The organism is Cognatiluteimonas telluris, assembly GCF_011320095.1.
Taxonomy (GTDB): Bacteria; Pseudomonadota; Gammaproteobacteria; order Xanthomonadales; family Xanthomonadaceae; genus Cognatiluteimonas; species Cognatiluteimonas telluris.
Genome location: NZ_JAANOY010000042.1, coordinates 1 through 12,958, shown reverse-complemented (window position 1 = coordinate 12,958; position 12,958 = coordinate 1). Strand labels below are relative to the sequence as shown.

General features: G+C 70.3%; 12 protein-coding genes and 1 pseudogene. 3 read left to right on the top strand and 10 right to left on the bottom strand.

Features of this window, described 5'->3' with window-relative positions:
* The 7 genes from G7B67_RS12300 to nudE form a co-directional block, all read right to left on the bottom strand.
* The coding region (locus G7B67_RS12300; RefSeq protein ID WP_166212850.1) for an efflux RND transporter periplasmic adaptor subunit at positions 1–1,231 on the bottom strand (1,231 nt) is incomplete at its 3' end.
* A gap of 75 nt (positions 1,232–1,306) precedes the next feature.
* Complete coding sequence (locus G7B67_RS12295) at positions 1,307–2,587, bottom strand: sensor histidine kinase (protein WP_166212848.1); 1,281 nt, start codon at positions 2,585–2,587, stop codon at positions 1,307–1,309.
* 22 nt (positions 2,588–2,609) lie between these two features.
* The gene (locus G7B67_RS12290; protein ID WP_166212846.1) at positions 2,610–3,323 is read right to left on the bottom strand and encodes a response regulator transcription factor; all 714 of its coding nucleotides are present in this window, start codon (positions 3,321–3,323) and stop codon (positions 2,610–2,612) included.
* Positions 3,324–3,422: 99 nt separating this feature from the next.
* A complete protein-coding gene (locus G7B67_RS12285) occupies positions 3,423–3,731 on the bottom strand; it encodes an Mpo1-like protein (RefSeq protein ID WP_166212844.1) in 309 nt (102 codons plus the stop codon).
* Positions 3,728–4,564 carry a nucleoside triphosphate pyrophosphohydrolase gene (mazG, locus tag G7B67_RS12280; protein WP_166212842.1) on the bottom strand — a complete coding sequence of 279 codons (837 nt, stop codon included), beginning with the start codon at positions 4,562–4,564 and terminating at the stop codon, positions 3,728–3,730. Before mazG ends, G7B67_RS12285 begins: the two co-directional genes overlap by 4 nt.
* 156 nt (positions 4,565–4,720) lie before the next feature.
* Positions 4,721–5,524 carry a 3'(2'),5'-bisphosphate nucleotidase CysQ gene (gene cysQ / locus G7B67_RS12275; protein ID WP_243412372.1) on the bottom strand — a complete coding sequence of 268 codons (804 nt, stop codon included), beginning with the start codon at positions 5,522–5,524 and terminating at the stop codon, positions 4,721–4,723.
* Positions 5,511–6,077 (bottom strand): ADP compounds hydrolase NudE, encoded by a 567-nt coding sequence (gene nudE / locus G7B67_RS12270; RefSeq protein WP_166212840.1) that lies wholly within the window; start codon positions 6,075–6,077, stop codon positions 5,511–5,513. Before nudE ends, cysQ begins: the two co-directional genes overlap by 14 nt.
* Positions 6,078–6,172: 95 nt before the next feature.
* On the opposite strand from nudE, the gene bioA reads away from it, so the two are divergent.
* Positions 6,173–7,597, top strand: a complete 1,425-nt coding sequence (gene bioA / locus G7B67_RS12265; RefSeq protein ID WP_243412371.1) for an adenosylmethionine--8-amino-7-oxononanoate transaminase — start codon at positions 6,173–6,175, stop codon at positions 7,595–7,597.
* A 37-nt stretch (positions 7,598–7,634) separates the two neighbouring features.
* A complete protein-coding gene (locus G7B67_RS12260) occupies positions 7,635–8,369 on the top strand; it encodes a 16S rRNA (uracil(1498)-N(3))-methyltransferase (RefSeq protein WP_166212836.1) in 735 nt (244 codons plus the stop codon).
* Positions 8,370–8,538: 169 nt separating this feature from the next.
* On the opposite strand, the gene G7B67_RS12255 is transcribed toward G7B67_RS12260, so the two are convergent.
* Genes G7B67_RS12255 through G7B67_RS12245 form a run of 3 tightly spaced genes read right to left on the bottom strand, consistent with a single transcriptional unit; the run spans position 8,539 to position 12,622 of the window.
* Entirely contained in the window at positions 8,539–9,012 is a 474-nt protein-coding gene (locus G7B67_RS12255) for a chemotaxis protein CheW (RefSeq protein ID WP_166212834.1), read from the bottom strand.
* A gap of 8 nt (positions 9,013–9,020) precedes the next feature.
* Complete coding sequence (locus G7B67_RS12250; RefSeq protein WP_166212832.1) at positions 9,021–10,286, bottom strand: chemotaxis protein CheB; 1,266 nt, start codon at positions 10,284–10,286, stop codon at positions 9,021–9,023.
* Positions 10,283–12,622 (bottom strand): response regulator, encoded by a 2,340-nt coding sequence (locus G7B67_RS12245; RefSeq protein ID WP_425482450.1) that lies wholly within the window; start codon positions 12,620–12,622, stop codon positions 10,283–10,285. Before G7B67_RS12245 ends, G7B67_RS12250 begins: the two co-directional genes overlap by 4 nt.
* Positions 12,623–12,819: 197 nt before the next feature.
* Between G7B67_RS12245 and G7B67_RS13650 the strand changes: the two are divergent.
* Positions 12,820–12,958: pseudogene (locus G7B67_RS13650) on the top strand (pentapeptide repeat-containing protein); the annotation flags it as partial.

The following is a 12,958-nucleotide window of genomic DNA, read 5'->3' as shown; positions in this document are numbered from 1 at the left end:
CGCCGGCACGACGCTGCCCACCACCGCGGCCACCGAACAGCGACGCGCCGCCACTGCCCGCGACCGGCGTTGGCGCGCCGCGCCGGGCGGCCGCGCGCTGCTGCATCGCCGCGATCGCGGCATCGAAGGCCGCCTGCTGGCTCGCGTCCAACTGCAGCGACCGCGCCAGCGAAGACAGCGCGTCGCCCATCCCCGCGCCGCGCGCGGCAGGCGTCCCCGCTGCGGTCGCCGCGCTGGCGTCCACATCCGCAGGCTTGTAGCGCAGCGCGCTGTTGGGCACGCGCAGCACGTTGTCGCGGCGACTGACCTCGATCTCGGCATTGGCGGTCATCCCCGGCAGCAGGCTGCGGTCGCTGTTGTCCACCGCGACCACGACCGGATAGGTGATGACGTTGTTTGTGTTGGTGGCCGACAGCCGCACCTGCTGCACGTCGCCGCGATATTGCCGGTCGGGGAAGGCATCGACGCCGAAGGACACCTGCTGGTCGGCCTTGACCTGGCCGATGTCCGCTTCGTCGACGGCGAGGATGATCTGCATCTTCGACAGGTCCTCGGCGATCTGGAACAGCACCGGCGCCTGCAGGCTCGCCGCCACCGTCTGCCCGGGCTCGACCGTGCGCGTGACGACCACGCCTTCGACCGGCGAGCGGATGACGGTGCGCTGCAGGTTCAGCCGCGCGGTCCGCGTGGACGCCTGCTGCTGGGTGATCTGCGCGCTGGCGGCGGCGACCTGGGCATGGGCCTGGTCGCGGGCGGTGCGCGCGAGGTCGGCATCGCTGCGCGCCACCAGTTGCTGCGATGCCAGCGCGGACTTGCGCGCGTAGTCGGCTTCGGCGTTGTGCAGCGTTGCCTGCGCGCTGGCGAGGTTGGCGCGGGCACTGCCGACCCCAGCCGCGCCCTGCGCGATCTGCGCCTGGTAGGTGCTGGGGTCGATCCGTGCCAGCACCTGGTCCTTGTCGACGTGATCGTTGAAATCCGCCAGCACCGCCGTCACCTGGCCGGAGATCTGGCTGCCGACGTCGACCGTCGAAATCGCGCTGAGGGTGCCGGTGGCCGAAATCGCCACGCGGATGTCGCCACGATCCACCACCGCGGTCCGATAGCCGCCGGCATCCGCGGCCGCGTGGCGCGCATGCCAGGCCCAGGCGATCGCCGCGACGACAACCATGGCGGCGAGTCCGGCCAGCAGGCGCCGGGCATCGCGACGGGGGCGCACGACGGGTTTGCTCATGGAATCCGGGCCGGGGTTGGGCTGGCAGGCTAACGCGCGGCTGGTCGCGGCGTTGACGACGCGCGAACCTGTGCGTCAATCGTCCAGGGCGGTGTTGAAGCGGATCGTTGCCGTCGTGCCCGCGCCGGAGGTGCTCTCCAGGTTCACCGGCCAGTGGAAGCGATCGCCCAGCTGGCGCACGATCGACAGGCCCATGCCGCGACCGGCCGGATTGGCCTGGTCGCCGCGGAAGAACGGGTCGAACGCGCGTTGCAGGGTCTCGGGCGACATGCCGATGCCGGTATCCCGGATCACCACGCGGTCGCTGGCAATGGTGATGTCGATCGATCCGCGGGTGGTGAAAACGCAGGCATTGGCCAGCAGGTTGCCGACCATCACCCCCAGCACGCGCGGCGAGGCATGCAGGCGCGGCGACGCACGTGTTTCGACGACCAGTTCCACCTGCTTGCCGGCCAGCATCGGCCTGGCCTTCTCGACCTCCTCATCGACCACGTCGGCGACCAGGAAGTCCTCGCGCTGGGGCTCGATCTCGCCCTCGCGCGCGAGCAGGAGGAAGGCATCGACCACCGCTTCCATGTCGCGCACGGCGCGCTGCGTCCGCGCCAGCGACCGGTGCACGCGCTCGGGCAGGTCCGGATCGCTCTGCATGAGGTCGGTGGCGACGCGGATGACGGTCAGGGGGGTACGCAGCTCGTGGCTGGCGTCGCGGGTGAAATCACGCTCGCGATGCACGAACAGGCGCATGCGCTCGCCCATTCGCTGCAATGCGCCGGCCAGCTGCCGGGTTTCGATCCCGGCATCGACCGGTAGCTTGTCCGGCGCCAAGGCGCTGGTGTCCGGGTCGCGGGGATCCCAGCGCCGGACCTCCTGCGCCAGCCATTGCAGCGGAGCGGTCATGCGCTTGGCGATGCGGTAGGTCAGCCATGAACTGAGCACCACCGCCAGCAGCGACAGCAGTACCGGCGAGGCGACCAGGCGCATGGCGATTTCGTCGATCCGCGAGCGTGGATAGGTCAGGTAGAGCTGAACGTCGTCATGGCGCTCGACCAGCACCAGTGAATCGGGCAGGTTGTGCAGTCCGGGGCCCAGCGAACGCAGCGCCTCCGGAAGGGCCGCCGCCGATGCGCCGATCGGCACGGCGTAACCATGCAGGATCGCCCCATCGGGCGCCAATCGCGTCGGCTCGGCGGCGCGCTGGGCCCAGAAGTAGGCGGCTTCCTCGCGCAGCAGGCCACTTGCGATCTGCTGCTTGGTCACCTGGATCGCGGCGTAGGCGCCCGCGACGATGACCAGGCTGGCCATCATCACCTGCATCAGGAAGGCGAACCTCAGCCTCCGCGGGAGCCCCTGTGACATCGTGTCGCCCGGTGACGCGCCCTCAGAGCGGCGGCTGTTCGATGTCCGCGATGCGGTAGCCGGCACTCTGCACGGTGTGCAGCAGCGGTTTCTCGTACGGCTTGTCGATCGTCTTGCGCAGGTTGTAGAGGTGGCTGCGCAGGGTGTCGGAGTCCGGCAGGCCGTTGCCCCAGATCTCGCGCTCGATCTCCTGGCGGCTGACCACGCGCGGGGATTCGCGCATCAGGATCGTCAGCAGCTTCAGCCCGATCGGCGACAGCTGCAGCTCGACCCCGCCGCGGGTCGCGCGCAGGCTGGCCGGATCGAGCACGAGGTCAGCGACCTTGAGCACCTCGGATCCGACCTGGCGGCGCTCGCGACGGATCAGGGCGCGCAGTCGCGCCTCCAGTTCCTGGATCGCGAAGGGCTTGGTCAGGTAGTCGTCCGCGCCCGCCGAAAGCCCGGTGAGCTTCTCGTCCAGGGTGTCGCGCGCGGTCAACATCAGTACCGGCGTCGACTTGCGGGCTTCCTCGCGCAGCCGCTTGCAGACCTCCACGCCGTCCAGGCGCGGCAACATCAGGTCCAGCACGACCACGTCGTAGCTGTTCTCGGAGGCGAGCCGGTAGCCGTCCAGGCCGTCGGAGGCGTAATCGACCTCGAAACCCCGGCCTTCCAGGAATTCACCGACCATTTCCGAGATGTTGCGGTTGTCTTCGACGATCAGGACCAGACCGGCGGGTTCTTGCGATGCACGCATGTGGGTGTCCCCTTGGCTTCAGCTTTGTGAAACGTTGCCTCTTCACACGTTGGCGGCGTGTGAAGACGGCCGGGGGGCGGCCAAGAGACCCGCGGAGGGCTACCAAGGCAGGCGCCGCAGCAGGATGTCCCTGAACATGACCCAGTCGCCGGCGAACGAGTAGAAAGGGTGCCGGAAGGTCGCTGGCCGGTTCCTTTCGAAGACGAAATGACCGACCCACGCGAAGCCGTAACCACAGCCGAGCGCGCCGATGAGCCAGCGTGCATCGCGCGTGAGTAGCGTCGTCGCCAGCAGCGCCAGAACGCCGCAACTGCCGATGAAATGCAGCCGCCGCGAGGTGCGATTGGCGTGCTCGGACAGGTAGAACGGGTAGAACTCGCGGAAACTGGCGAAGCGGCGCGTGTTCATCGGGCAGCCTCCTTCTCCTGCGCCTTGGCGCGATCCCAGTAGCGATCCTGCACCGCGAGCGGCTGCGTCGCCAGTGCGATGCCGTCGGCCGCGGCCAGCGCTTCCATGGCACGGAAGCGACCTTCGAACTTGCGGTTGGCGCGACGCAGCGCGGTGCCTGGATCGACCCGCGCATGGCGCGCGAGGTTGGCGCACACGAACAGCAGGTCGCCGATCTCGTCCTCGAGCCGCGACTGCGCCGCGGCATCGCCCGGCGCCTGCGCGATGGCGGCGAACTCGGCGCGCACCTCGTCGATTTCCTCGTGCAGCTTGGCGATCACCGGCGTGGGATCCGGCCAGTCGAATCCGACTCGCGCGGCGCGCTGCTGCAGCTTCAGCGCGCGCTGCCATTCGGGCAGGCCGCGGGCGATGCCGGCGAGCGCGGAGGTGTCGGCGTCGCCGCTGGCCGCGCGTTCGGCGCGCTTGTGCTCGTCCCACGCGCGCGCCTGCCCCGCCGCATCGTCCAGGCGCGTGCCGGCGAAGACATGCGGATGGCGGCGGATCATCTTGTCGCAGATCGCGTCGACCACGTCGTCGAATCCGAACGCGCCCTGTTCCTGCGCCATGCGCGCATGGAAGACCACCTGCAGCAGCAGGTCGCCGAGCTCGTCGCGCAGGCCGGGCATGTCGTTGCGATCGATCGCGTCGGCGACTTCGTAGGCTTCCTCGATCGTGTACGGCGCGATGGTGGCGAAGGTCTGTTCGCGGTCCCACGGGCAGCCGTCCGCGGGATCGCGCAAGCGCGCCATGATCGCGAGCAGGTCGTCGATGCGTGCGTTGCGGTCAGGCGGCATTCGGGGTCCTCCAGGTGTCACTTGTCGCCCTGATGGTGGCAGCGCATCCGGGATGAGTGCGTTGATCCTGCGCCCGCAGGTTCCGTCCACGGGTGGACGATTCCGGGGGCGCAGCGCCTGCCCCGGCTGCGGGAGTGCGACGGGCAACCCAGGCGCTCAGGCCAGCCATCGCCGCCATGGCAAGGCCGGATCGCCGAGGGCGAGGAAGTCGCCGTTGAGGATGGTGTCGCGCTGGTTGTAACGCAGCGGACGGCCCCGGGGATCCATCACCACGCCGCCGGAGGCTTCCAGCACGCACTGCCCGGCCGCGGTGTCCCACTCGCTGGTGGGGCCGAAGCGCGGGTAGACATCCATGCCGCCTTCGGCGATCCGGCAGAATTTCAGCGACGAGCCCAGCGGCACCGATTCGACGTCGCCGATCTTCTGCATCAGCGCCGTGGTGCGCGGATCGGCGTGCGAACGGCTGGCGGCGATGCGCAGTGGCGGCGCTGCCGGCCTGCGGGTGGCGATCGCGTGGTCGACGTCGCCATCGCGGCGGAACGCGCCCGCGCCGCGCAGGCCATGCCAGAGCACGCCGGTCACCGGCGCCTGCACGACCGCAAGCGTCGGCACACCCTCGTCGATCAGAGCGATGTTGACCGTAAACTCGCCATTGCGCTTGACGAACTCGCGGGTGCCGTCGAGCGGATCGACCAGCCACAGCCGCGACCAGCGCCGACGCACCAGCGCCGGGATGTCCTCGGCCGATTCCTCCGACAACACCGGGATGTCCGGCGTCAACCGCTCGAGGCCTTCGACGATGCAGTGATGCGCGGCGAGATCGGCCGCGGTCAGCGGCGAGCGGTCGTCCTTGTGCTCGACCGCGAAATCGCTGTGGTAGATCGCGAGGATCTTCGCGGCCGCTTCGCGCGCGAGGGCGATGATCGCCTCGCGCAGCGCGTGCATGTCATGCGTCGGCATCGGTGCGATCCATGTGCTGCAGCCACTCCCGGGTGATGAACAGCGCCGCCAGCGAGCGCCCTTCGGAAAAATCCTCGCGCAGGACCAGTTCGTGCAGCGCATCCAGGCGCCAGGGCACGACGTCGAGTTGCTCCGGCTCGTCGCCCGGCAGCCGCTGCGGATACAGCCCGCGCGCCAGCACCAAGTGGGTCTGGTGGCTCATGTAGCCCGGCGCCAGGCTGATCGAGCGCAGCACCTGCAGCGAATGCGCGGCGTAGCCGGCTTCTTCCTGCAGCTCGCGGTTGGCGGCTTCGATCGGGGTCTCGCCGGCATCGATGCGGCCTTTCACCAGGCCCAGTTCATAGCGGTGCACGCCGGCGGCGTACTCGCGCACCAGCAGCACGGTGGCATCGTCGAGCAGCGGCACCACGATGACGGCGCCATGGCCACGGCTGTGCAGGCGCTCGTACAGGCGGCGCTCGCCGTTGCTGAACTCCAGGTCCAGCCGTTCGAGCCGGTAGGGCCCGGCGGCGTGCTCGGTCGTCGCGTGGATCGTCGGCAGCCGGCGTGTCACGCGCGGCCTCCGCGCCGCGCTGATACGAGCACGGGCGCCCGTGGCGGCTTCGCGGCGATAATGCGCGGATGCAGGAGCCCATTCATTCGAAGACGATGATAACGGACCCCGCCGCGGCCTGGCGCGAGCGCGACCTGTCGGTGCTGTGGCACCCGTGCACGCAGATGCGCGAGCACGGGCTGTCCGGCGATCGCGCGCTGCCGCTGGTGCCGATCGAGCGCGGCGATGGTGCCTGGCTCATCGGTCGCGACGGGCGCCGCTATCTGGACGCGGTGAGCAGCTGGTGGACGAATCTCTTCGGCCACGCCGAGCCGCGCATCGCCGCGGCCATCGCGGCGCAGGCGGGGCAGCTGGAACAGGTGATCCTGGCCGGCTTCTCGCACGCACCGGCGGTGGAACTGGCCGAGCGCCTGCTGGCGATCGCGCCGCGCGAGCAACGCGTCGACGGCAGCTGGCGCGCGCCGCTGGCCAAGGTCTTCTACGCCGACAACGGCTCGGCGGGGGTGGAAGTGGCGCTGAAGATGGCGTTCCACTGGTTCCACAACCGGGGCGAACACGAGCGCCGCAAGTTCGTCGCGCTGGAGAACGGCTATCACGGCGAAACCCTCGGCGCGCTCGCGGTCGGCGACGTGCCGCTGTACCGGCGGGTATATGCGCCACTGCTGCTGGAGTGCCTGTTCACGCCCTCGCCCGATGCCTATCTCGCCGCGCCTGGCGAATCGCCCGCGCAGTGCGCCGAACGCGCCGCAGACGCGTTGCGCGACCTGCTCGAAGCCCATGCCGGCGAAATCTGCGCGCTGATCCTGGAGCCGCGCGTGCAGTGCGCCGGTGGCATGCGCATGCACGATCCGCTCTACCTGCGCCGGGCGCGCGAGCTGTGCGATGCGCATGGCGTGTTCTTGATCGCCGACGAGATCGCGGTCGGCTTTGGTCGCACCGGCACGCTGTTCGCCTGCGAGCAGGCGCCGGCCGCGGCGGATGGTACATGCGCCGGCATCCAGCCGGACCTGATGTGCCTGTCCAAGGGCCTGACCGGCGGCTTCCTGCCGCTGGCGGCGGTGCTGGCGACGCAGGCGATCTACGACGGCTTCCTCGACGATTCGCGCGAGCGCGCGTTCCTGCATTCGCACAGTTACACCGGCAACCCGCTCGCCTGCGCCGCGGGGCTGGCGTCGCTCGACATCCTGCAGGGCGACGACGCGATCGCGCGCAACCGCGATACCGCCGCATGCATGGCCGCGCTCGCGGCGCCGCTGGCAGGCCATCGGCATGTCGCCGACCTGCGCCAGGCGGGCATGATCGTCGCCTTCGAGCTGACCCGCGGCGGCGACAAACGCACGCCTTTCGAGCCCGGGCGCCGTGTCGGCCTGCGTGCGTACCGGGCCGCGCTGGAACGCGGCGTGGTGCTGCGCCCGCTCGGCGACATCGTTTACTGGATGCCGCCGTACTGCATCGACGAGGCGCAGCTGGCATTGCTGGCCGAGGCCACGCGCGCGGCAATCGATGAGGCGACGGCATGAGCGCGCCGGCCCGCGTGCCTGAGATGCGTTGGCCGGCATGCGGCTGACGCGCGTCCACGTCGACCTGCCGCTGGCGGTGGGCGCCGGGTTCGCGCTGCCGGAAGCCGCGGCATCGCACCTGGCGCGCGTGCTGCGGCTGCAGCCGGGCGACGCCTGTGTGCTTTTCAACGGCGATGGCCACGATTACGCCGCGACGATTTCAGCCGTGGGCAAGCGCGAGGTGCGCGTGCGCGTGGACGCGGCGGTCGCGGTCGGGAACGAATCGCCATTGCGCATCACCCTGGTGCAGGGCATCGCACGCGGGGAAAAGATGGACTGGATCCTGCAGAAGGCGACCGAACTCGGTGTCGGCGCCGTGGTCCCGGTCAGCAGCGAGCGCAGCGAAGTGCGCCTGGACCGCGAGCGCGCCGACAAGCGGCTCGCGCACTGGCGCAGCGTCGTGGTCGCCGCGTGCGAGCAGAGCGGTCGCGCCAGCGTGCCTGCGGTCGCGCCGTCGCAACCCCTGGCCGAGGCGATGGAGGGGCTTGATGCCCAGCCGCGTTACCTGCTCGACCCGCAGGCGGCGCGTGCGATCGGCGCGCTGGCGACGACACCACTGACTGGCTGCGTGCTGGCGGTCGGTCCGGAAGGCGGCTGGTCGCCGCGCGATCGCGGGTTGCTGGCCCAGGCGGGGTTCGAGGGGCTGCGGCTGGGGCCCCGGGTGCTGCGGACCGAAACCGCGGGAATCGCGGCGATCGCGGTATTGCAGGCGCTACGCGGGGATCTCGCCTAGCGGGGCGCAAAGCCCCGGGTGCGGACTTGGGCCTTACCCGGGCTACGCGGTGCATACGCGGTGTACGGATGCGCGCCTTCAACGCAGCCGTAGCCCGGGTCGGCGCAGCGCACCCGGCGCGACGGGGAAAGCAATCCAGCAGCAGCCCGCCGAGCCCCGATGACGCCGGCTATGCGGCCGCGGCCAGGGCCTCGCCGATCATCTGCTCGACCTGCTCCAGGTCCGGCAGCAGCGCGGCGTCCTCGTTGAGCATCACCCGGGCGCGTACGCCGGTCGGCAGGGCTTCGCCTTCGTCACCGGCGACCAGCGCATTGCGCGAGACGGTCACCAGGCGCGGGAAGCCCTGCGTCAGCACCGCGAAAAACGGCGTCTTCGCATTGGCAGCCAGCGCCTTGAGCACCACGACCTTGCTGCCCAGGCCACCCTGCTCGCTGGAAATGTCGGCCAGCCGCGCGAACGCGACCAGCGGCAACTGCCAGCCGCGCCAGCGGATGCGGCCAAGCAGCCAATCCGGCGCGTTGGGGACCGGCTCGGGATCGGCGAACGACAGCACCTCGGCGATCGTCGCGTTGGGCAGCAACAGTCGCGCGCCGGCGATCTGGATCAGGACGCCGCGGATGTCGTTGCTGGTGGTCGTGTTCATGGCAAACCTCAGGACGGCCAGCGCGAGGCCAGCATCTTGGCGAGTTGTGCGGGCGTGCCGGCCTGCGCGCCGCGCGCGACCGCCGCCTCGGGCGCGGTCGCGTCGAAGCAGCCGTCGGCGGACTGGCCGGCAACCAGAGCGCCCTTCTGGGAATGGTTCATCGCCGCATCGACCGCGCCCACGTCGCTGCCGCTGAGCAGCAGGACCGCACTGTCGCCCGCGGGAAGCTGCGCCAGCAGCGCGTCGCCGGTCGACGTACCCTCGGCCGCGCGGAACACCTGGCCGTCACTGCCGGCTTCAAGACCAAACTCGGCAGGCAACACGTACACGTGCGCCGGCTGCAGCGCCATGCCCGCCTCGGCCAGTGCCACCGGCATCGGGGTCGCGCGCTGCATCTGCCGCACGAGTTTGTCGTGGCGCCCGCCTTCGAGCCGCTGCTGGATCAACACCGCGCGCGGGAACCCGGCAGGCAGCTCGGCCAGCAACTGGCGCACCGCATCCGGGCCGCCGATCCCGGCCAGTACCAGCACCGCACCGGCCTGCACCGCCGGCCGGGGCGGGGGGGCGTCTTCGAGCTGCATGTCGGCGATCCGCAATTGCAGATCGTCCAGGTCGCGGCGGAAACGTTCGCCGGCCGGGGCATCATCGGCCGTCGGCGACGCGTCGCCTTCGAGCACGAGCTCGCCGAAGGCCGGAATGTCGGCCAGTTCGAACGAATCCATTTCCGCGGCGACCGGATCGAACATCGACGACGGATGCACCCGCGGCGTGACGTCCAGGTCGCGCGGCAGCTCCAGCGCATGCAGGTCGGCTTCGACGACGACGGCGCTGATGTCGCCATCATGCTCGGGGCGTTCATAGCGCGGCGGCGGCGGGGCCATCGCGGCCAGCGCCGCTTCGAGCTCGGCGCCCGGCGGAAGGACCTGTTCATGGCGGTTGAGCTTGGCGGCCAGGTGGCGCGACCAGCGCGCCGCGTCCCAGCCTTCGCGCTGCGCCGCGAGGTCGGCTTCGTCGAAGATCACGGTGATCGTCGGATCCGCGAGCAGCGCATCGTAACGGTCCAGTGCGTCCTCGACCGCCGGCTCCAGCGCGATCAGGATCGCCTGCGCCCCGGCATTGCGCACGCCTGCGGCGTCGGTCTGCGACGGATCGCTGACCAGCACCACGTCGGCGCCGGCGTCCTTCAGGGCGGCCTGCAGCCGTTCGCAGGCGACACCCTTCCGGGCCAGCAGCGCCACCCGCGTCGCCGCCTCGGCCACCGTGTCCTGGTTCATGCCGGTTCCCGGTCCGCCGCGGCCTGCTCCTGCTCCAGCAGTTCGAACACGTTACGCAGCAGTTCGTGTTCCTGGTAGGGCTTGCCGAGATAGCGCTGCACGCCGATCTCGAACGCGCGCTGGCGATGCTTCTCGCCGGTCCGCGAGGTGATCATGATGATCGGCACGTCGCGCAGGCGGGGATCGGCCTTCATCTGCGTCGCCAGCTCGTAGCCGTCCATGCGCGGCATTTCGATGTCCAGCAGCATCAGGTCCGGGACCCGGTCGACCATGCGTTCGAGCGCATCGATGCCGTCCTTTGCGGTGCCGACTTCAAGGTTGTTGCGCTCCAGCACGCGGCCGGTGACCTTGCGCATGGTGACCGAGTCGTCGACCACCATGACCAGCGGCACCTTGCGTGCTTCGACGATGGGCGCCGGCACGGTGTCGCGCGGCAACGCGGCATGGCGGCGCACCAGGGGAGCGACGTCGAGGATCACCACGACGCTGCCGTCGCCCATGATCGTCGCACCGAAGATGCCCGGCACCGAGGCGACCTGCGGACCGACCGGCTTGACCACGATTTCGCGATTGCCGACCACCTGGTCGATGGTGACCGCGGCGCGCAGGTCGCCCGAGCGCACCAGCAGCAGTGGCATCTGCAGCTGGCCTTCGGCCTTCGCCGGCGCGTGGCCGAGCAGCAGCCCGAGGTCGTGCAGCGCGTATTCCTCGCCACCGTAGGTGTAGCTGCCGCTTTCCTTTTCGAGTTCGTCGCGCGACACGCGGCCGACGCCGCGCACCGAGGCGATCGGCACCGCGAAGTTGATCTCGCCGATGCGCACGAACACCGCCTGGGTGACCGCGAGCGTCTGCGGCAGGCGCAGGACGAAGTTGGTGCCCTCGCCGAGCTTGGAGTGGATGTCCAGCGCGCCGCCGAGCTGGCGGACTTCGCTGGCGACCACGTCCATGCCCACGCCGCGTCCGGCCAGGCGGCTGACTTCGTCGGCCGTCGAGAAGCCCGGCTCGAAGATCAGCATGTCCAGGTCGCTGTCGGCCAGCCGCGCGTCGTCGCGGATCAGGCCGCGCTCGAGGGCGCGCTTGTGGATCGCCTTGCGGTTGAGGCCCGCGCCGTCGTCGCCGACTTCCAGCACGACTTCGGAGCCTTCGCGGCGGACCGCGATGCGGACCACGCCTTCCTCGGGCTTGCCGGCCTTGCGCCGATCTTCCGGCGATTCCAGCCCATGGGCCACGGCATTGCGGAGCATGTGCTCCAGCGGCGCGGTCATGCGCTCGAGCACGTTGCGATCGAGCTCGCCCTGCGCGCCATCGAGCTTGAGCTGGACCTGCTTGCCGGTATCCGTCGCGGCCTGGCGCAAGACGCGGCGCAGGCGCGGGACGAGGGCATCGAAGGGCACCATGCGCGTGCGCATGAGGCCTTCCTGCAGTTCCGAGCTGACGCGCGACTGCTGCAGCAGCAGGGTTTCGTACTGGCGCGTGAGGTCGTCCATCGACCCCTGCAGCGAGGTCAGGTCGGCCGCGGACTCCGCCAGGCCTCGCGAGAGCTGCTGCAGGGTCGAGAAGCGGTCGAGCTCGAGCGGGTCGAAGGTCTCGTTGGAGGTCTCGGCCTCGCGCTGGTAGCGGGCGATGATCTGCGCTTCGGTTTCGCTGTCCAGGCGGCGCAGCTGGTCGCGCAGGCGCAGGTTGGTCTGCTCCATTTCGACCATGGCGCCGCGGAACGCGCCCAGCTGCTGCTCCAGGCGGGCGCGGTAGATCGCAACCTCGCCGGCGTAGTTGACGAGCCGGTCGAGCAGGTCGGCGCGGATGCGCACCTGCTCCTGCGGCGCGCGCACGCTGACATCGTCCTCGTCGTGCATGCCGCCATCGCTGATCGGCGCGGACAGGGGCTTGAGTTCGGCCGGTTTGGCGTCGGCCGCCTTGTGCTCGACGCGCGGCGCACGCACCGGCGTTGCGAAGCTGGCGGCGTCCGGTACCGCGCGATTGCGGGCACGGGCATCGAACTCGGCGATCAGGTGTTCCGGCAGGCCGATCGCGCGGCGGTTGCCGACCCGGGTGAGCATCGAATGCAGGCGGTCGAAACCACGCTCGAGCAGCGGGATGCCATCGCGACCCAGCTCGCTGCGCTGGTCGACCACCGCTTCGAGCAGCGATTCCATCGCGTGCCCGAGTTCGCCCACGGCCATGATGCCGGCCATGCGCGCGCCACCCTTGATGGTGTGCAGGTCGCGCTGCAGGCCGACCAGCGGCTCGCGCTCGGTCGGCTTGTCGCGCAGCTGCGCGAGCAGGCCGTCGGAATGGTCGAGCAGGTCGACGCTTTCCTCGACGAAGATGTCGACCAACTCCGAATCCAGGTCGGTGAGGTCGAGCGCCTCGTCGGGATCCTCGCCGGTAACCATCGCCTGCGCGATCAGGCGCTCGACGGCGCGGCCGCGTTCGGCGTCATCCTGTTCGGCGGCCGCGGCGGCCGTGGCCATGCGGGCGGCTTCGGCACGTTCGGCTTCGGCACGCTCGGCTTCGGCGCGTTCGGCTTCGGCACGCTCGGCTTCGGCGCGTTCGGCTTCGGCGCGTTCGGCTTCGGCGCGTTCGGCTTCGGCGCGTTCGGCTTCGGCGCGTTCGGCTTCGGCACGTTCGGCTTCGGCACGTTCGGCTACAGATCGGAGGAGCACGCGTGTGGA